This window comes from Glaciimonas immobilis, from assembly GCF_011947285.1.
In the GTDB taxonomy this organism is placed as follows: domain Bacteria; phylum Pseudomonadota; class Gammaproteobacteria; order Burkholderiales; family Burkholderiaceae_D; genus Glaciimonas; species Glaciimonas immobilis.
The window spans coordinates 296101-313371 of the sequence record NZ_JAAOZT010000002.1 but is presented as its reverse complement, the minus strand read 5'-3'; the positions used below and the strand labels follow the sequence as shown (position 1 = coordinate 313371).

The 17271-nt window shown below is 52.4% G+C and carries 24 protein-coding genes; 9 read left to right on the top strand and 15 right to left on the bottom strand.

From position 1 onward, the window contains the following. Positions 1-115 precede the first annotated feature (115 nt). Entirely contained in the window at positions 116-580 is a 465-nt protein-coding gene (locus HAV38_RS03690; protein WP_245182177.1) for a toll/interleukin-1 receptor domain-containing protein, read from the top strand. A gap of 261 nt (positions 581-841) precedes the next feature. Here the strand turns inward: HAV38_RS03690 and HAV38_RS03685 are convergent, their stop codons facing one another. From HAV38_RS03685 to HAV38_RS22075, 8 genes are all read right to left on the bottom strand, one after another. After that, on the bottom strand, positions 842-1414 hold the full coding sequence (locus HAV38_RS03685; RefSeq protein ID WP_168052503.1) for a phage virion morphogenesis protein: 573 nt from the start codon (positions 1412-1414) through the stop codon (positions 842-844). 159 nt (positions 1415-1573) lie between these two features. Continuing rightward, positions 1574-2812 carry a PBECR2 nuclease fold domain-containing protein gene (locus HAV38_RS03680; RefSeq protein ID WP_168052501.1) on the bottom strand — a complete coding sequence of 413 codons (1239 nt, stop codon included), beginning with the start codon at positions 2810-2812 and terminating at the stop codon, positions 1574-1576. Next, a complete protein-coding gene (locus HAV38_RS03675; protein ID WP_168052498.1) occupies positions 2805-4313 on the bottom strand; it encodes a DUF935 domain-containing protein in 1509 nt (502 codons plus the stop codon). Before HAV38_RS03675 ends, HAV38_RS03680 begins: the two co-directional genes overlap by 8 nt. Next, positions 4310-5626 (bottom strand): terminase large subunit domain-containing protein, encoded by a 1317-nt coding sequence (locus HAV38_RS03670; RefSeq protein WP_168052497.1) that lies wholly within the window; start codon positions 5624-5626, stop codon positions 4310-4312. Before HAV38_RS03670 ends, HAV38_RS03675 begins: the two co-directional genes overlap by 4 nt. Beyond that, positions 5626-6174, bottom strand: coding sequence for a phage protein Gp27 family protein (locus tag HAV38_RS03665; RefSeq protein ID WP_168052495.1), 549 nt, complete (start codon positions 6172-6174; stop codon positions 5626-5628). The genes HAV38_RS03670 and HAV38_RS03665 overlap by 1 nt, the downstream gene beginning before the upstream one ends. Before the next feature lies 1 nt (position 6175). After that, complete coding sequence (locus HAV38_RS03660; RefSeq protein WP_168052493.1) at positions 6176-6484, bottom strand: VpaChn25_0724 family phage protein; 309 nt, start codon at positions 6482-6484, stop codon at positions 6176-6178. A 10-nt stretch (positions 6485-6494) separates the two neighbouring features. Continuing rightward, positions 6495-6797 carry a DUF2730 family protein gene (locus HAV38_RS03655; RefSeq protein ID WP_168052491.1) on the bottom strand — a complete coding sequence of 101 codons (303 nt, stop codon included), beginning with the start codon at positions 6795-6797 and terminating at the stop codon, positions 6495-6497. Continuing rightward, a complete protein-coding gene (locus HAV38_RS22075; protein WP_168052489.1) occupies positions 6794-7024 on the bottom strand; it encodes a TraR/DksA C4-type zinc finger protein in 231 nt (76 codons plus the stop codon). The genes HAV38_RS03655 and HAV38_RS22075 overlap by 4 nt, the downstream gene beginning before the upstream one ends. On the opposite strand from HAV38_RS22075, the gene HAV38_RS22070 reads away from it, so the two are divergent. Continuing rightward, on the top strand, positions 7023-7151 hold the full coding sequence (locus HAV38_RS22070) for a hypothetical protein (protein WP_260326288.1): 129 nt from the start codon (positions 7023-7025) through the stop codon (positions 7149-7151). The genes HAV38_RS22075 and HAV38_RS22070 overlap by 2 nt on opposite strands. Here the strand turns inward: HAV38_RS22070 and HAV38_RS03645 are convergent. The 3 genes from HAV38_RS03645 to HAV38_RS03635 are packed head-to-tail and all read right to left on the bottom strand — an operon-like array spanning position 7141 to position 8538. Beyond that, positions 7141-7551 (bottom strand): hypothetical protein, encoded by a 411-nt coding sequence (locus HAV38_RS03645; RefSeq protein WP_168052487.1) that lies wholly within the window; start codon positions 7549-7551, stop codon positions 7141-7143. The genes HAV38_RS22070 and HAV38_RS03645 overlap by 11 nt on opposite strands. Further along, positions 7544-8170, bottom strand: coding sequence for a transglycosylase SLT domain-containing protein (locus HAV38_RS03640; protein ID WP_168052485.1), 627 nt, complete (start codon positions 8168-8170; stop codon positions 7544-7546). Before HAV38_RS03640 ends, HAV38_RS03645 begins: the two co-directional genes overlap by 8 nt. Beyond that, entirely contained in the window at positions 8170-8538 is a 369-nt protein-coding gene (locus tag HAV38_RS03635) for a putative holin (RefSeq protein ID WP_221313752.1), read from the bottom strand. Before HAV38_RS03635 ends, HAV38_RS03640 begins: the two co-directional genes overlap by 1 nt. A 435-nt stretch (positions 8539-8973) precedes the next feature. Between HAV38_RS03635 and HAV38_RS03630 the strand changes: the two genes are divergently transcribed. Next, entirely contained in the window at positions 8974-9882 is a 909-nt protein-coding gene (locus HAV38_RS03630) for a hypothetical protein (protein ID WP_168052483.1), read from the top strand. Between the two features lie 14 nt (positions 9883-9896). Further along, entirely contained in the window at positions 9897-10721 is an 825-nt protein-coding gene (locus HAV38_RS03625; protein ID WP_168052481.1) for a hypothetical protein, read from the top strand. 250 nt (positions 10722-10971) lie between these two features. Here the strand turns inward: HAV38_RS03625 and HAV38_RS21800 are convergent, their stop codons facing one another. From HAV38_RS21800 to HAV38_RS03610, 3 genes are all read right to left on the bottom strand, one after another. Next, the gene (locus tag HAV38_RS21800) at positions 10972-11538 is read right to left on the bottom strand and encodes a hypothetical protein (RefSeq protein ID WP_245182176.1); all 567 of its coding nucleotides are present in this window, start codon (positions 11536-11538) and stop codon (positions 10972-10974) included. Between the two features lie 219 nt (positions 11539-11757). Beyond that, positions 11758-12480 carry a hypothetical protein gene (locus HAV38_RS03615; protein WP_168052480.1) on the bottom strand — a complete coding sequence of 241 codons (723 nt, stop codon included), beginning with the start codon at positions 12478-12480 and terminating at the stop codon, positions 11758-11760. 24 nt (positions 12481-12504) lie between these two features. Then, a complete protein-coding gene (locus HAV38_RS03610) occupies positions 12505-12918 on the bottom strand; it encodes a helix-turn-helix domain-containing protein (protein ID WP_168052478.1) in 414 nt (137 codons plus the stop codon). Between the two features lie 124 nt (positions 12919-13042). Here HAV38_RS03610 and HAV38_RS03605 point away from each other — a divergent pair, with 124 nt between their 5' ends. After that, positions 13043-13267 carry a helix-turn-helix domain-containing protein gene (locus tag HAV38_RS03605; protein WP_168052476.1) on the top strand — a complete coding sequence of 75 codons (225 nt, stop codon included), beginning with the start codon at positions 13043-13045 and terminating at the stop codon, positions 13265-13267. 42 nt (positions 13268-13309) lie between these two features. Here the strand turns inward: HAV38_RS03605 and HAV38_RS03600 are convergent, their stop codons facing one another. After that, a complete protein-coding gene (locus HAV38_RS03600; protein ID WP_168052474.1) occupies positions 13310-13555 on the bottom strand; it encodes a hypothetical protein in 246 nt (81 codons plus the stop codon). 106 nt (positions 13556-13661) lie between these two features. Here HAV38_RS03600 and HAV38_RS03595 point away from each other — a divergent pair, with 106 nt between their 5' ends. The 4 genes from HAV38_RS03595 to HAV38_RS03580 are packed head-to-tail and all read left to right on the top strand — an operon-like array spanning position 13662 to position 17165. Next, entirely contained in the window at positions 13662-14153 is a 492-nt protein-coding gene (locus HAV38_RS03595) for a hypothetical protein (RefSeq protein ID WP_168052472.1), read from the top strand. After that, positions 14150-14458 (top strand): IclR family transcriptional regulator, encoded by a 309-nt coding sequence (locus tag HAV38_RS03590; protein ID WP_168052470.1) that lies wholly within the window; start codon positions 14150-14152, stop codon positions 14456-14458. The genes HAV38_RS03595 and HAV38_RS03590 overlap by 4 nt, the downstream gene beginning before the upstream one ends. Positions 14459-14469: 11 nt before the next feature. Next, a complete protein-coding gene (locus tag HAV38_RS03585; protein ID WP_168052468.1) occupies positions 14470-15381 on the top strand; it encodes a DUF3102 domain-containing protein in 912 nt (303 codons plus the stop codon). Positions 15382-15395: 14 nt separating this feature from the next. Then, positions 15396-17165 (top strand): integrase, encoded by a 1770-nt coding sequence (locus HAV38_RS03580; RefSeq protein ID WP_245182175.1) that lies wholly within the window; start codon positions 15396-15398, stop codon positions 17163-17165. Positions 17166-17271: the final 106 nt, after the last annotated feature.

Below are 17271 nucleotides of genomic sequence, written 5' to 3'. Positions count from 1 at the left end.
CCCTTCCTATTCCTCGTCGGGCAGCAGCGGTAGCGGCGGTGGCGGTAGCTCGAGCAGCAGTTCACGGCCGCGCTGGTCGAGGGCGGGTTCGTCCCTGTCGTACACCTCTGCCCAAGTGCAATCACTCACGCCAATCCGCGAAACCGTTGAAACGCGAGCAGCGCAGCAACCTGACCTTCGTGACGTGTTCCTGTGCCACGCGTGGGACGACCGACAGGGGGTAGCCAAAGAGCTGCGCGACTTGCTAGTAGCGGCTGGTGTAAAAGTTTGGTTCAGCGAGAGTGACCTCGCGCTTGGCGTGCCGATGATGCGCGCCATTGACAAAGGCTTAGCGAATTCGCGAATCGGGCTTGTGCTGGTGACCCCTGCGCTGCTGGCCAGCCTCCCAAGAGAGGGCGTCGCCGACAAAGAGCTTGCGGTACTGCTGATGCGTAATCAGCTCGTTCCAATTGTGCACAACACGACGTATGGCGCTCTCCTCAATGTCAGTCCTATGCTCGCCTCACGAAGCGGCCTGAGCACTGCAGAAGATTCAATGGCGGTGGTCGCGGCGAAAATCGCCGAGCTGATTGCTGTCTAGCTTTATTGCCCACGCAGGTTCGGCATAATACTTTTACGAATTGTAAAATCCCACAGATGCACGCCTCGAAAGATGGCGGGCATTTTTATTGCAGTTCACGAAAGACCGCTTCGGGCCGTTCTCGGACGGATACTCCCACAGCGAATGTCAGGTCAAGGCCTACTACTAAATATAAAGCCTTTATAAAAGCGTTCAAGATATCCCGCCGCGCTTCTTGGCATATCCGGTGATGTCACCGAAACAAACGTCATGTGGGGCCGCTCAGCCCGCCACCGCATTCCCAATATGATCCAGCCCCAACTGCACCAGTTCCTCCTCATCAGCAACAGACAATCCCAAAAACGGCCTCGCAGGCATATGAATAACATGCGCCCCGATAGTCACGCGTTGCGCAAAGTTGGATTTCTTCTTCTTGACGAACAAATTACCCACGCTGCCATCCGGTGCTTGCCGGAAGAAAGCATATTGCGATCGCGCCGGAATGCTTATATCGCCGCCGAACTGGTGAATCGCAGCATACGGACGATTGCTGCCCATCAGTACATCCGCGCCGTCGAGCTGATAGCGTAGACCTGCACCGCGCAAATAACCGTCCAGCGTCAGTATCTTGTCTTTGTTCTTTCTTTTACGGTTTTTGTACCGGGACGATAGTGCTTCCCACGCCGTGCCATCGGGTGCGGCTTGTTCATTAAAGCGGTTGCGGGTGGACCTGAGCAGGTACTCGCCGATGTCGCGTTGCAACTCCGCGGGGTTGGTTAATGCGCGGTAGGCTTTGCCTAGCGATGCGGTGGCGCGCTGGCTGTCAAACGTAAATTCAAAGGTTGACCCTGCCATGATGTGCCTTTATGGTCTAAAATAATGGTTCGGTGCCAGTATCGATATGTGCATCCGGGCCGCGCCCCTTTGGATACTGTCATTCGCCCACCCTGGCGCAGCGGGGTGAGGTCCCTCTTGTACTACTCCCAACGTACCGCTTCCAAATCTCCTTCTGTTTTATGCGCCGAACCACAGCATGCCTTTGCGCTGTTTGTTGAGGTAGTTGTCAACGCCGGTTGGTATCAGCGTCCAGGATTCAAAAAAGCCACTACGCTGTTGTGCCACCAGTAAAAGACCGCGTCCACGTCCCACGTCATAGGCTTTGACCGCTGAACTGCGCATCTCGTAATAGCCGGTATCTTTGTGCTGAAACAAGTTGGTCCAGATTTCAAACGGGTTGGCCAGCATGTCGAATAACAGTGGCAAATATTCTGCCCGGGCCGGATCGATATGGCGTGACAGCGTTGCTGCATCGACGGCCACTGGCAGACCTTTGACGTTGAATACCCGCGACTCGCCACCGAGATACTTTACCAATTCGGCATGTACCTGCATCGCGCTAGTCAGCGGCTCGCCTAGCATTGATGGTAACGGCGACAGCGGTATTTTTTCAGGTCGGCCCAGGTCTTTGGCGGTGGTATTAATTAGAGAGCGCCACGTACCGGTGTTGTTGGTGGCCGTACTGGACAAATATTCTTCGGCGCGTTGTGTCAGCCATTCTGGCCTCACCGTCGCGCCGGGTGCGTAGCCGAATCCCGGATCAATGCCGTCCGGGACGGTGACCGTGCGCGGGTGCGCGCCTCTGGTGCCGACGGTGACTTCTCGGGTGGAGATGGGCGGTGCCTGATCGGGGCCGGTTTTGCCTAGTCGGGCCAAATCGCGTTGATTGAGCGCGTGCACCGTGCATTGGCAGCCCCAGCCGTTGGGACCGAAGTGGGTTTTCCACCAGGGGTCATCGGCATGCAGTACCAAGCCGTCCCACGCGAGATGGTATTCACGCGGGTGTTCTACTGCGTCGCTATGCACGTATTGCCAATATGGACGACTGTTTTTGACTGCTTGCAACTGGGCGAATCGACCGGCGGCATAACTGGTGCGCAAATTGGTGTCGTAGATGACCTTAGAGCGCCAGTTGCGACCACCGTTGTAGTCCCAGCCGTATTTGGTCACAATCTGATCAAAGTCTTTACGAAACTGTTCCAGCGTAGTCCCTTGGTTGATCGCCTTATCGATGGCAATGCGGAAGTCGGTCACCAGATCATCGCGGTTAGCGCCCGCGACGACAAAGGCGTGATCATGGCCAGACTCAAACAATTGGGTCCAGTCTTCGGTCGATAGATTGATCTTGCGCTGGAAGAAGGCGATTTGCTCGGCGAAAGGGAGCGAACCGTAACTGGCCGAATAAGGCTTAGCCATTGGCTTCATCCATGATTTCAAATCGGCCAGCGGTTGCGGCTGCGTTCAGGGCCAGGCCCATCGCGCTCGTGTATTGATCCAGTGACATAGTCGGCGCTAACGCCAGCAAACCATCGCGCACTTCGTCCAGGGTGGCCGCTTGCTCCACGAGATTCTTGATTTGGCCGATCCAGTCATCCATCACCGGCATCAGGTCCCGGCTAAGTTGGTGTGCCATCATGGACGGTGGATCGGACGGCTTACTGGTGTGTTCTGCAAAAGTCGGATGTTCGGCAACCGGCGACATGGCGAGATTGACGGGCAACGCATCTTCACTCAAATCCGAGGCCTGTAAATCATACGTGCGTTGCCAATAACTATTGGTAAAACGCGCACCAGCCCGCGATAAGGTTTCGTCCCGCGTAGCCAGCGTGACATCGACCGCTTCCTCTTCCCACATTTTATATTCGGGATGCGGCCCTGCAAAATTCAGGTCGCACACCCAGCCGATCAACTCGTTGACCACGCCGGAAATCATGCTTTTGTCTTCGTCGCGGATTTCTGCGGTGACGACCAGGCCGGACGTGGCGCTGGCGTGGGTACTACTGGCTTCGGTCGATTGGTTTTGTCCGAGTAAAGCAATCGTGACTTCGGCACGCATTGCTTGCAGGAAGTTTTCGTGGACATCACCGGATGCCGCTTTGCCGCCTGCTTCCATGATCTCTACCGATGCATCGTCGGGAATCACGGCGACTGCGTCCTGAATCATGTTGGCCAGCATGTCGAGCAGGCGGTCGTTTTCTGCATCGTTGTTGGAGCGCGGCGTTTTGCCGATGACCCATGGCGTGCCGTACTTTTCAATGAACTTGAACCAGAAATCCATTCCGGCTTGCTTAAACTTGGTCGGCCAAAAGCATCGCGCCAGGTCGGGCTGTCCGTAGGGATTTTCGTAGGTGGGATCCTGACGGGCAATTAAAAACTTGCGCGGCAACAGTAGCTCGCCCGGATGCGGTGCATTGTTCGATCGAAAGCGCGGCTGATTCTGATCGTCATAGGCGAACCATTCCGCAGGCTTGCCGATCACGTCTACCGGTACGATCAGGCCATCGAGATTACCCCATATCACTTCAAGCGGTTGATAGCCATAAAATGCAGCATCGTGAATTTCACCGATGATGCGCTGCATCGGCAGCCTGGCAAATATCGCCTGCAATGCACTGGTGACGCGGGCGTTTGCCTGCCCGCGTTCAATATCCCATTTGAGCGCTTTGACCGCGGCCTTGCGGCGCCGGATGCAGCCGCCAATGTGCGCGTCCGAGCGCAAGTCGCGATAGACCTGAATCGATTTGCCCAGTTTGCGTAACACCGGGTCCGGGTTGGGCAATAACATGCCGATGCTGGCCACGCCGGATGCGGTGGCACGCGTGGCAATCTGATCGGCCAGCAAGCCGGTGCGATCACTGAACCTGGCAAACGTGCCGTCCGGAAGGTACAGGCCCTTGGGTGTTGCGCTTGATTTCATAGCCATTGGCTCCGGGTAATGATGGGACGGCGGGCGCGTGAGATGACCTTGACCAGACCGGACGGTGCATCGCTGGCATTCACCGCCAGAAAGCATGCCCACGCACGATCGGCATGACCGGCGCTATCGGAATCAGCGACAAAGCGCGGTGCGCCGGTCGGCCCTGAGATTTTTTTGAGCTTGTGTAGGTCAGACCGCAAATCGCTGTCACCTAAGGGAATGCGGATCTTTTTGTCTTCGAACGCTTCCTTGCCAGCGGTGGCCATGGTCAGTTTGGTCGGCACGGTAAACAGCACGCCTTCGACCCGGCTGGCACCGTAACGCGTCTTCGCATCCTCCACCGGTTTCTCGCCCATGCCGGTTTGATCGATGCAGGCGCGCAAGACGTTGTAACGCACAAACACGTCATCCAGTAGCGCATCCTGTTCCGCAAATTTGGCGCGCTTTCTGGTAATGATCTCGCGGGTCCACAGCACGTCGCCGACCAGCTCCAGCACCCAAATCACGAACAGGTCATTGCGCAGGCCGATATCCACCCCAACAAAACATGGACCACCAGCGTAATGCAACGGGTCACCGGCCTGATCATGTTCGACCCCGTCGATCAGACTGAATGACAGCCAGGCGCTGGCCTCATCTAACCATTTCAATTCAAACTCTTGCGCCCAGGCATCCTCATCGTTTAGGGCCGCGCGCATCGCCGCCACATCACGCGGCAAGCCACCGGCCACCGCATCGTAGATATCCACCAGATGACGCGACCAGACGCCTTCCAGCTTTTTGTCGGTCATCAATTCGTAAAACTTATTGCCCTTGCCGTTGGGCGTGGAGGTCACGCGCAACTTCCACCCGTTGGAGATAACAGGGAAAAGCGCGGTCCAGATTTTGCGACTGTCGGCATGAAAAGCGAACTCATCAAGAAACACATTGGCCGAGAATCCCCGCGCCGTATCGGGATTGGCAGGCAACGCGGTAATGCGCGAACCGCCCGGCAACAGTACGTCCAGCATCGTGTAACGCTCGCCGCTTTCGGCTTTGAACTCGCCTTCGATTTCTTTGATGCCGATACTGTAGGCCTGGCAATGCTTCTTGACGCCTTCCTCTATCGCCTCTTTGGCCTGACGCTCACCGCGTGACAGAATCACCCAACGGGCGCGACCGCCATGGGCTTCCGCCTCAAAGCAATCATCTACCACTTCCAAAGTAGTGGTGAAGGTTTTGCCACTCTGACGACAAAACATACCGATCTTGAAGCGGCTTTTATCGGCCAGCCAGTGCTTCTGGTAATCGTAAAGAGGAACGGCCGGACTCATCAGACGATCCCGTAAATTTCATGACGAATGCGCTGTAATGTCTCCGATGCAATCGCGCCGGTCTTGCCCATTGAGTCGAGCTTTTCACTTTGCTCGCGCAGCAGTTTGGCACGGGCTGACGCCTCAATCGTTTCACGTTCCTTGATGCTCATCGTCCGCGCTTGCATCGCCGCACGGGCGGCGCGGGCCAGTTCACCGACCTCTTTGACCGTGACGTCATCGCGATCATGCGTGCGCAAGGCGACGTTGGTCGCTAACGTGGTGACCGCCTGCGCCAGCAACGCACCGGCCTTGTCGCCCACACCTTCGCCTAGTTCATCAACCAATGCGCCCGCCGCGGTCTCGATCTCGCGCATGCGTCCGACCATCTCATCGAAGCCGGTCCGATAACGGTCCAGACTCGAACGGCTGGGTGTTTGCTGATCAGGGAATTGTTTCCGCACGTCGGCGATCATTTCGTCGAGTGTAAAACGATCCTCGCGCAACAGCTTTTCCAGATACTTGCGCACTGCCGGTTCCAACCGGGTGATACTCGATTTGCGGCCCATCTCAGGCACCCGGCCGGGCGACACCCGGCACTTGCGCACGACCACGCGCAATGTCGGTACCGCGTTCGGTAATAGTCGCCACCAGCACCGCGCCGATATCCTCAATTGTCAGCAAGCCTTGCTCGGCCAGCCAGTGCAATTCGGTTTTCATCTGGTCGCGTGTGGTCGCATGACCGAAACGATCCAGCGCCATCGTCAACACACTGCTATTGGCGCGATAGGCTGGCATGTCGGCCAGCAGACGCAGCACGACCAGCCGGATGTCATATCGCATATATTCTAAAAAACTTTGATGGGTGATGTTCGTCATATGCAGTCCTTTATTTTTTGTTGTTGAGCAGGTAGCCGTTCAATAACTCGATATTGCGCGTCAGCGAACCGGTCGAATCTTTCAGCGCGGATAGTTCGGCGGTCACCGCCCGCATGTCTCCGGCCAGACCATTTACCAACGCCTGATCGGGCAGATGCTTTACCTCGGATTCCAGCGTGGTCACACGCGCGGTCAGCGAGTGTAAATCGATGGCGGCGGCGGATTGCCGGTTGGCGTACCAGGTATAAATGCCGACCGCGCCCATGATCGTCCATTGCGCCAGCGTCACATAAAACCTGAAATCGTCGCTCATTGCACGCCCGATTCATGGCGTTGCTGGCAGTCGATACAGAAGCGGCAACCGGGCATCGCTTCGCGACGGGCTTGCGGAATCGGCGCGGCGCACTCCTCGTTACCGCAGAATAGGGCAGAATCGGCCACCGTTTTGCCGGTTAAATCTGCGCTTCGGCGCTGGCGATTAATCGCAATATCACGGGCTAATTGCTCGTTAGCGCTGGCAATGTCTAAAGGGTCTGTCATGGTGTCCTCCTTATTTCTTCCTGGTAATCCAATCCACACCATCTATCAACCGTCCGGCACATTCGCCGTACAGGTCGTAAAGCTCTTTGAGCGCCACGGCAATATCGTCGGCGTGGTTACCGACTAACTGCCCCGGAACTGGGCACTGCGTTGCGTACGCCACTGGCAGCAGTTGCGGCGGCGCGGCTGCGGGCGGCATTGAGGTTGCGCATGACGCCATCATCAAAACGGCAATCAACGCGATTGCCAGCGTTTTGAGCAAGTGCATTTTTAATCTCCCGCGTGGTGTGGGTATCGTGCGCTGCACGTTTGGTCAACGCCTGACGCATGCTCTTGCTGGCGGCGTTGCTGTCGTTGATTAATTGGTTGCTGGCTGTGATGATCTTGGTCAGATCGATGACCGATTGCGCATTTTGCCTGGCGCGTTCGTTGTCTGCGCCAAAGCCAAAGCCGAATAGGCCGCCAATGGTGCCACCCGACATCAAAGCGATCACAATAAAATAAAAGGAAGCAATCCCGTTACTCATTGCATCCACCTTCACCCCAATGCGCCGCCACATACTGCGACTCATAGCGCTTCAGAATACGTTGCGGATAGGTGCGGTTTTCTCGCCAGTTAGCGGCGGAGCGACCACTGTTAACGGTCGCCACCGCGTCGAACCAGGTCAGGCGATCCAGCCCCTTACGGGTAGCCAGCTTCTTGTCGCGATTGACCCATGACAAGCCACCGTTATAGGCCGACAACGTAAAGGCCAGACGTTCGCAAGGGTTGGCAGCGGCGATCCGATCAAACAACCAACGGTCATATTGCACGAGTGCACGCATCGACCAGGATGGATTAAACGGCTGCGCGCTCCCCACCGATTGCGGATAAAGCCCGGCGATCCATTTTGAGGTGGTCGGCATAAATTGCGTCAGCCCCTGCGCGCCCACCCGCGACATCGCGTCAGACCGCCAACCAGACTCCTGATAAATTTGTGCAGCGAAGGTCGCCACCGGTGCGTCCAGTCCCCACACAGCACGGGCATTACGAATAAGCTCCGCACGATACTGCCGTGCGGCCATCGGAATTTCAACGGCAAAAGCATCGCCGAAACCCAGGCCGCTCAACATCACCAGCAACAATGCCATGCAAGCGCGCGTCATCAAAGACCCAGCGCAACACCGAGCACCACGGCGGCGACAATTACCGCTCGCCGAATCATGGCCGAAGCAAAAATCATCTTGTAGCCATCGACCACCGGATAATCGACACCACCCAACGGCTCATCGGTACCGAAGCGCCAGTCGCGGTGCAAGTAACTATCGGGACGGCTGTAAGGCGCAATGGCGCGATCGATCCAGTAACCGATGACAGCGGCCAGAGAGATCAGGGTAATTTTGTATAAGGCGACGGGGATTTGAATTGGAGCCAGTAGCGCCAATGCGATCAGCAGAATGGCAGCGATAAGGCCCCACGTCGTGCTGCGTGGCAGGCGAAGGAAAAGCGGGATGTGACTGGTGATGCGGGACATGGGCGCTCCTGAATAAGGGTGATGGTGAGAGTGTCACCATCATGCTTAATCAGGGAGTGGGGGTCATTTGAACGGGGGCAACATTTACTGGAACCTGTGTTTCATGGATTATACCGAATCGCCCACACCATTAATCCTTTCAAAGATGTCACGATAAATTTAAAACTCTCCATTATTTGAAAAGGTGAGACCTTTTATAAGACCTGCTTTCTGTTGTTATCGAGAAGCGCGATCGAAGTTGAAATAGTTGTTGGTAATTAAGTTATATTAGCTCACACTCGACTACACATGCGGTTCTGTATCCTTCATCAGAACCTTTCGTTGAACGATAGGAATTGCCCTTAAGAGAACTCATGGTGATAATGGCTTTAATCCCTGCATGGGACATGCGTTACCCATCTTTTATTAGTACCGCTTATAACGGAATAAACACGAATGTATAGCTCGCAACAGGCTCCGTTTTCAGCCCGAAATAAAGGGGCTCATCGTCAAATCGATGCTGAATTTCCCCCGAGCGCTCAAATTGGGCTCTTGCACCTCCTTTTAGATTTAATTGACAGGGACTTTATAGATGGCTGGATTTCTTTGGCACGGGAGCTTCAGCGAATTGCTCGACTTCCACCTATCGAATATAACAATTCGGGTCCAAATAGTTCCCAAAGAGCAAAAAAAGACGCGGAACAGGCGCTAGCGGGACTAAGCTGGGATAAGGCTTATGACTTCTGCGAACGGCTGCACAACTACATGGCCCGGGAAGTTGGAATTCACTATAACAACGACTTCCAAGTAACAATGCAAAAAACTGAGGTACAGGCATTTATCGCTAGCGAACTTCAACGACTATTTTTCGAAGAAGAATTGGCCTTCGAGTTCACAGAAGGCCTAGTTCGTAGGCGCGGCAGAAAACACACGGTGGACATCGCTACTAGGGCACAAGTTGTTCTAGGCGACGTTCGTCTAGCCAGTGCGCGTAAACATTACGATAAAGCGCTACAGTTCTTCCGTAGCCCGTCTAGTCCAGACTACGAAAATTGCGTGAAGGAGGCTGTTTGTGCTGTTGAGGCGGCGGGTAAAGCCCTGTTCCCAGCGGCGAGGGCTGCAACCTTAGGAGACTTGGCCAAGTGGTTTGCTTCGGCGAAAGACATAGCTATGCCTAAAGCATTAGTCCAGACTATTACGGGTATCTATGCTTACCGCAGTGGGGGAGACGGCGTCGGTCATGGCGGTGCAGCAGGCGGTGCAGCAACGCGTGAGGTGGCGGAATATGTACTTGCGGTATGTGCCTCTCAGATTATTTACATGGTCGACCTGTCAAATTCTCATGAAAATGACGTACCTTTCTAGCGCCGTGAATTAAAATGTCAGGTAAGCAAGCTAGCGGTAAAGGAAGTGCAATTTTTCGTGTTCGTACACACGAAAAAGAGGCGTTTGAGAGAGAGCATGAAATGCTCCCTCATAATCGCGTATTAGATGATTTGTACGAAAAAATTTACTTTCATGAGATTGATGGACGCGATAAGGTCGCCCAAAGACTGCAACTTCCACTTGTTACATTTCTTGCGCTTGCTGGTTTCATTGGCCACATGCTTCAGAATGTTCAACGTACCAATGAGGCAGGCGCAGGTTTATGGTTCTGGTCATTTCTATTAATTGCAGTTCTTGGACTCACTAGTGCGGCGATTTATTTTGTAAAATCAGTAATCGGCAAGACATATAGCTACCTACCCGACCCTGAAGAGTGGAGTAAGCATCATAAACAATGTGTCGCACTTTATATTGACTACAGTAATGCCGATGCGCTTGTAGCCGCTGCAGTTAAAAAAAATATTATTGCGATATATATTAAGTGCGGGACTAAAAACGGTGCAATTAATGCAGAAAAAGCTTCTTACGTTTTCATAATCTTAAGGTGTCTCGTTGCAACAGCTCTCTTCACTTTCGCAGCCTTCGGATTTTTTTACTTCGGAAAGCTTGATAAGAATTTGACTCGTTCGATACAAAAAATTGAAATTTCCAGCCCCGTAATTTTCAGAGAAGATGTCATGACCAATCAAAAGCCTCCTCCTCCTCCTCCACCACCGCCCGCTCGGGAGATTAGGGAAGACCGCGGCAGACCTGATCAGCATAAACCACCGCCACCACGACCACCGAGTCCACCTCAACGAGGCAGCAAAAATGGCTAGTAAAAAACCGCCACCTCCGCCGCCACCGCCTCCCGCAACTCGCTCGGTTCTTGGTAGCATTAGTGAGAGAAGCGAAACTACTCGCCAGCCTCCGTCTTCACCCGTAAAGCCAAAAACGGGCAAATAGGTCGTCATGAGATCGGGTAAGGGTAAGTTTTTTCCCCTTACTCGGCATGGAGCGTCTACTTTGGTCCTCACCTAATTTAAGAATTCATGAAGCGAATATCAGTTTAATGGATAAAAAAATACTTTACTCCAAAACCCGACACTGCCGCATCTCGCATTTGACCAACGCTTGCTGCCCGTCCTCGCAATCAACCCGATAATTTTCCACACCGGGCATTTTGCCAATCAATACCGCAGTGCCCAGCGGTACGCAACTGGCTTGCCGCGCTAACCTTTCAGCCGTCGCCGAAGACTCTCCACCTTTTTCTACAACAGTCCCCGGAATAGTCGGTTGACCAGGAGATATAGCAACTGCAACGGTCAGCGCGCCAACACAACGCTCTTTCCGCAAAACCTGTAGCGCAGCCATCCGCTCATCCGCACTATTCACAGCGCCATTCTTTTCGATCACATTACCAATCCCATAATCACCCAAAAACGAGAGCACGGAGCGCCCATCAAATTGGCTTTCGGTATCAACCTTTTGAACAAAGCCTTCGGTCCGCGCGATCTCAATATTTATTTCACGACAGGTCAGTGAGCGCTTTTCATAATCAGTGACGCCGCTGAGACGACCGTAATTTTTGGTGGCGCAACCGGATAAGGTTACGGTCAAGGTTGCCAACAGAGTAATGATTAAAACAGTCTGCATGTTTATCCTAAAAAATTTAATAATCAAAGTATCGACAAATTTTGCGCAGGCGCACGTTACGGTTGTTTTTCGTTTGGTTTTGTTCTTGGATCGAACAAGCTATTTTGTGGCCGTATGTGCGTTAACCTTTCGCGGATTCATTCGCTTCGTACCGCCCGCATTCGCTTTGCGACTACGCGCTAATACCTTTTTGAAGTTGGCCAGCCGCTTTGATGCGGACTACGCCGCGTTAGCGAGTGAAAATAAATAAATAGCGCCAGCGGTCGTTCCCGCGGTGAGGAAAATTACCAGCAAATGCTTGCGGCCATTGGCAGGCGATGCATGAGTAGATTTTCGGCGGCTGTATTCCGATGGCGATCGTTTTAAATCCTCCAATGCCCACTGGAGTTTGATACCCATGTTTCGTACTTCGTCGGTTTTTTCTCTAATCTCGAATTTTAGGTTCGTGACCTTGTCCTTTGAAGTTTTGAGTAAGGCTGCCAGAGTAGTATTCCGATGGGTCTGCGTTCGTAGTGCATCATTTGACTGACGTATTAAAAAACGCAGCGAAGCAGTATTAGTGCCATCGCCTGCATCCCTGCTTGATTGGGCATTTTTTAGTAGTAACCGAAGAATACCTTTTGCCGGAATATAGTGATCAAGGTGCATGTCCTCGATGTTATCGACGCCCAGGATTTGGTGAATAGCTGTCCAGGTTTGTTCCCCGGAGTTTCCAAAATTTATGGCCAGTTCTTTAACCATATCATTCAGGGAGCGCCGTTCCTCACGGGTGAGACGACGGCTATTTCTGGGCTGAATGTAATTGGTGGCGTGGTATTGATTGCCACCGACGTAATCCCCGCCAGTATGTACTTCGTAATGTCTGCCAACCCCGTCCCCCGTCTCCTCCGGCATCAAATCTTCTAAAAAATCTTTTATCTGATTTCGTTCTTCTTTTGCCATACCTGCTGTTACCTCCTATTGTCGTTACACGGTAGTCATCACCGCATCCATAAAATCATTGAATCGGGTCTGGTCGAGATTCTTGTCGTCTGAAAATTTGGCATACAAGACGCGGATCAGACCCGCCTTTTTTTCCGGCTTCAGTTTGGCTTTACGTTCAGTCAGAAATTCCTCTACGCCGACAATGACTTGCTCCAGCAACGTCCAGTTGACGATAGTGCCTTGCGCAATCTTGGCGTCACTATGCCTGCCAGTGACGATGTATCCAATGTCCGCACCAGATTGCGCGATCGCCGCCAGGTAGTTGGCATCCGGTGATCTCTCGTCGCTCTCGTAGTTAAATTGTGTTTTTCGGCCTACATCGCACAGCGCTGCGAATTCGGTTTGACTCATGCCGAGTCGCTCGCGCTCTTCTTTAAGTCGTAATCCAATGCCCATATTTGTACTCATAATTTAAAATATTATGTTGACTATGGGTACTTTTGTACCCATACTTATATCCATCAATTCACGTAATACCAACTTAATGCAAATAAGCGCACACAAAAAAGGACACAGCACGATGACAAAAACACGTATAAAAATCCGTGAAGAATTTGCCTTCAAAGGTTTGTCTTACACCGCATGGGCCAAGAAGAATGGCTACAGCGCCAACATGGTGATCGATATCGTTAACGATAACGACACCAACCCAAAACGAAAATGCCTACGTGGCGAGTGTCACAACATTGCCGTCGCGCTTGGCCTCAAAGAAGGCGAAGTGTGTCGGCAGTCGGTAGTTGCGTGACATAGACCATGGCGACCTTTGATAAGTTCGGTTTCCCGCTAGCTACTGCGATTTGCGACGTTCTCTCGCTGCATCCATTGCATTTGCCATTTCATTCATCGTGCGCTGCGTCGGTAACAGATGCTCCCCGTCAAACCGGAGCGCTGTCGCCACCTGGCGCAAGTCCTTCGAATACTGCTGACCATCCAGCCTCCCCGCAAGCTCAAGTTTTGCAGCTAACAACATCAAAGCCCGAACCGTCCCTTCAAGACGGCCCGCCAGTTCATGAAAATCGGTTTCGTTCGTCATCTGTGCCTCACAAGTGATTGAGGCTTAAAGGTTAATTTAACCGAGAGATATTGGATAGTACCAGAGCAATTTTTTGTTTGGAATGCCAAAAATCAAAGGATTACATATGAAGGCAAGTCACAGCCGGAATTGGAAGCGTGTGCAACCGACGAGTCTTCGCCACGCATTGGAACTTTGCAAGGAGTATGCGCGAGAGCGCCGCAACGTGTCCATAGAGGGAATCGCTGTCAGAATGGGCGTCACCGACCACTGGACGATCTATAAATGGATTCAGAATGGTCGTATCCCTGCAAACATGGTTCACCCCTACGAAATGGCGTGCGGTATCAATTTTGTCACCCGCTTTATGGCCGCCAGCGATAACAAATTATTAATCGAAATACCTACCGGACGGGCCTTGGTTGACGCTGATGTGGTGGAACTGCATAACGGCTTTGGCTTTGCATTGCAGCTTTTGACGGACTTTTATAGCGGTAAGGCGGACGCTGGTGCGACCACCGATGCATTAATGACCCATTTGAACCAAGTAGCTTTTCATCACGCAAACGTGATTAAGCATGCCGCCCCGGAATTTCAATTTGACGGGCCGGTGATATGACGACCAGTTATACCAATGTCGGCCAGCAACGCATATTGAAACTGCTTCTCCTTCTTTTTGGCCACGAAATGAACGGCGTCACTTTAACCGACGTTGCCAAGTGGATGGACACTGCACCTCCTGTCGCATTGCGCGATTTACATAATTTGCAGGATGCTGGTATGGCCGAACAGATAGTCGATACCAATCGCTGGCGCTTGACGCCACGCCTACCGCAGAAGGCGCTGGCGATGCTGGAAGCAATGGATCGTGCTCAGCAACGCGTTACAGAAACTCGCAATCGTTATTCCCGCACCCCTGATTAATGGAGAACAGCATGGCACGTAAACCAACTAATACTACTGTTATCGAAGAGCTTGAAGCAAATATCGACACTGAACAATTGAACAGTGATGCCGATGCAGTCGCAATGCTTGGCAAACAAACTGCGACAGTTGCCAAGCAGCTTGGTTATAAGCTGGAATATAACCGCGAACGCGTTGTGCAGGAAGCCAGATTCTTTATGTCCCAAAGTGCCGAGGCAATGCTAGATGCGGGTCAACGTTTGATTCTGTTAAAAGAAAATGAACCACATGGCATTTTTACAGAAATTGTAGAACAACAACTTGGCCTAAACGAACGTGCTGCGAGACGCATGATGTCGGCAGCAGTCAAGTTTATGAATCCGGCATTGCAATCAAAACGGACAACGTTGTCCGTTTTGGGGAAGGCAAAACTTTATGAGTTGATGCTTGAGGATGACGGCGATTTAATGGCGTTAGCAGAAGGCGGCACGATTGCCGGATTAAAGTTGGATGCTCTTGATCGCATGTCTTGCCGTGAGCTTAAGGCTGCTCTGCGTGAGGAACGCGCCGAACACAAAGCCACCAATGATGTGTTAGACGATACTACAAAAAAATACATCAAACTAGACACCAAACAAGCCCGTATCGCACCACCGACACAAGACGATATCGGCTTACAGCTACGCAGCGAAAGCAGCAAATTTTCCCTTGAGGCGGAAGGCTTGGTGCGCGGCTCCATCCGTGACGGCTTTAAGCAATTACAAACACACGCCTTGGAAAATGACGCCAATCACGACGAATACATGTCCGGCATTCTGGCGCAACTGGAACGCTGCATTGTTGAGGTGCGCGGTGAGTTGGGTATCAAACAGGTCGCCAATGGCAATCAACTCCCAGCGTGGATGCATGACGCGGACGTCAGCTTGTCAACTGCGGCAGAGTAGATATGAGTGCGGCCATGACAGAGCGTCTGGTAGATATCGCGCAACGCGCACGTATTGCGCCGCAGGGCACCAAGGGTGCGATCTATGCCGCCGCATGTGCTGAACTGCGTATTTCATTGGGTACTTTACACAGAAAAATCAAGGATGTGGCAGTAACTTCCCCGCGCAAACGCCGTAGTGATGCGGGTAAAACTGCATTAACCCGGGACGAAGCCATGTTGATATCCGCAGTATTAATTGAGCATATGCGCAAGAACAATAAACGCTTGAAATCGGTAGAAGAGGCTATTGATATGTTACGCGCCAATGATTTGATTAAAGCGGCACGAACTGATCCGGCGACGGGCGAGTTACGCATGCTATCGACTACAGCAGTCGCCACCGGATTGCGAACTTATAAGCTGCATCCCGATCAGTTACTACAACCAGACCCAGCGATTCGGCTGGCTTCAAAGCACCCTAACCACGTCTGGCAAATAGACGCTTCGCGTTGCGTTCTGTATTACCTGAAGGTTACACCGGGGAGCAAGAATGATGGTTTGCAGATAATGCATAAAGAGGAGTATTACCCTAACAAACCGGCTAATCTAAAACGTGCGTTAGATGAAGCCTGTTGGCGTTACGTGATCACTGACCACACCAGCGGCACCATTTTTGTCATGTATGTGCCGGGTGGTGAAACCGGCGGGAATCTGGCCGATGTATTAATCACTGCGATGGTGGCGCGCGGTGCTGATCCTTTCCATGGTGTGCCGTATATGCTGATGCTTGATCCAGGATCAGCCAATACTGGTGCGGTGTTTAAGAATCTATGTCACTCCCTGCAAATACGGGTGCAGATTAATAAACCGCACGCACCACGCGCTAAAGGGCAAGTCGAAAAAGCACAGGACATGGTCGAACGATCATTTGAATCTGGCTTGAAATTATGGGCAGTGAATTCTTATGCAGAGTTGAATGCGCTGGCCTGGAAATGGATGCGCTATTACAACGCGACGGCGATCCATTCACGTACGGGTAAAACGCGTTATGCATCTTGGATGCAAATCACTGCCGATCAACTGCGTATTGCACCGCCGACAGAGGTGTTGCGAGAGTTGGCAATATCAGCGCCAGTAACGCGTATCGTCTCTGATTTTTTGACCGTGCAATACGACGGTGCCGAATGGGATGTATCGGGTGTACCGGATGTGATGGTGCGCCAGAAGATTTTAATTTGCTGCAATCCCTGGCGTGAAAACAGCATACAAGCTATTGGCGTCGGTGCAGATGGTCATGAACTGTATTTCGTCCTTGAACGCATAGAGAAGAACGAGCATGGCTTTGCCGTCAATGCGGCAATAATCAGTGAGAACTATAAGCGTCACGCTGATACGCCAGCACAGACCGCTCGTAAAGAAATCGAAATGCTGGCGACCGGCACGACTAGCTTGAGCGATGCAGCGGCGTCGCGTAAGGCGAAAAAACTAGCGTTCGGTGGACGCATAAATCCTTATAAACGTATTGAAGATACACCCTTGCCAGCGTATATCCCGCGTAAAGGTGAGCAATTGGAAATCGCTAATCCGGTGCAGGTTGACGTCCCGATGTTGACGGCGCCTGCCGCAATGTTGCGCATTGTTCGCGGTATTGATCGCTATCTATCGGATGAAGAAAATGCCTTCTTTAGCGCACGTTATGCCGGGGGCGTTCCAGAGGATCAGATCGCCGCACTGATCGCACAATTTAGCAATGTCGAGCAAGACGTCCCGCGCCTCGCGGTTGGTGGCTTGCGGGCTGTGTAAATTTTATAGGAATTGATATGTCATGCAAGATTAAACGTAAAGCACTCAGCCATGTACGTGGTGCTGTGATCAGAAAAATAAATCTCAGAGGACGCACGCAATTCTC

Coding starts and splice junctions, on each gene's coding strand:
- HAV38_RS03685 (WP_168052503.1), bottom strand. CDS start 1,414: ATGGCAGGGTCAACCTTTGAATTTACGTTTGACAGCCAGCGCGCCACC.
- HAV38_RS03680 (WP_168052501.1), bottom strand. CDS start 2,812: ATGGCTAAGCCTTATTCGGCCAGTTACGGTTCGCTCCCTTTCGCCGAG.
- HAV38_RS03675 (WP_168052498.1), bottom strand. CDS start 4,313: ATGAAATCAAGCGCAACACCCAAGGGCCTGTACCTTCCGGACGGCACG.
- HAV38_RS03670 (WP_168052497.1), bottom strand. CDS start 5,626: ATGAGTCCGGCCGTTCCTCTTTACGATTACCAGAAGCACTGGCTGGCC.
- HAV38_RS03665 (WP_168052495.1), bottom strand. CDS start 6,174: ATGGGCCGCAAATCGAGTATCACCCGGTTGGAACCGGCAGTGCGCAAG.
- HAV38_RS03660 (WP_168052493.1), bottom strand. CDS start 6,484: ATGACGAACATCACCCATCAAAGTTTTTTAGAATATATGCGATATGAC.
- HAV38_RS03655 (WP_168052491.1), bottom strand. CDS start 6,797: ATGAGCGACGATTTCAGGTTTTATGTGACGCTGGCGCAATGGACGATC.
- HAV38_RS22070 (WP_260326288.1), top strand. CDS start 7,023: ATGGTGTCCTCCTTATTTCTTCCTGGTAATCCAATCCACACCATCTAT.
- HAV38_RS22075 (WP_168052489.1), bottom strand. CDS start 7,024: ATGACAGACCCTTTAGACATTGCCAGCGCTAACGAGCAATTAGCCCGT.
- HAV38_RS03645 (WP_168052487.1), bottom strand. CDS start 7,551: ATGAGTAACGGGATTGCTTCCTTTTATTTTATTGTGATCGCTTTGATG.
- HAV38_RS03640 (WP_168052485.1), bottom strand. CDS start 8,170: ATGACGCGCGCTTGCATGGCATTGTTGCTGGTGATGTTGAGCGGCCTG.
- HAV38_RS03635 (WP_221313752.1), bottom strand. CDS start 8,538: ATGTCCCGCATCACCAGTCACATCCCGCTTTTCCTTCGCCTGCCACGC.
- HAV38_RS03630 (WP_168052483.1), top strand. CDS start 8,974: ATGTATAGCTCGCAACAGGCTCCGTTTTCAGCCCGAAATAAAGGGGCT.
- HAV38_RS03625 (WP_168052481.1), top strand. CDS start 9,897: ATGTCAGGTAAGCAAGCTAGCGGTAAAGGAAGTGCAATTTTTCGTGTT.
- HAV38_RS21800 (WP_245182176.1), bottom strand. CDS start 11,538: ATGCAGACTGTTTTAATCATTACTCTGTTGGCAACCTTGACCGTAACC.
- HAV38_RS03615 (WP_168052480.1), bottom strand. CDS start 12,480: ATGGCAAAAGAAGAACGAAATCAGATAAAAGATTTTTTAGAAGATTTG.
- HAV38_RS03610 (WP_168052478.1), bottom strand. CDS start 12,918: ATGGGCATTGGATTACGACTTAAAGAAGAGCGCGAGCGACTCGGCATG.
- HAV38_RS03605 (WP_168052476.1), top strand. CDS start 13,043: ATGACAAAAACACGTATAAAAATCCGTGAAGAATTTGCCTTCAAAGGT.
- HAV38_RS03600 (WP_168052474.1), bottom strand. CDS start 13,555: ATGACGAACGAAACCGATTTTCATGAACTGGCGGGCCGTCTTGAAGGG.
- HAV38_RS03595 (WP_168052472.1), top strand. CDS start 13,662: ATGAAGGCAAGTCACAGCCGGAATTGGAAGCGTGTGCAACCGACGAGT.
- HAV38_RS03590 (WP_168052470.1), top strand. CDS start 14,150: ATGACGACCAGTTATACCAATGTCGGCCAGCAACGCATATTGAAACTG.
- HAV38_RS03585 (WP_168052468.1), top strand. CDS start 14,470: ATGGCACGTAAACCAACTAATACTACTGTTATCGAAGAGCTTGAAGCA.
- HAV38_RS03580 (WP_245182175.1), top strand. CDS start 15,396: ATGACAGAGCGTCTGGTAGATATCGCGCAACGCGCACGTATTGCGCCG.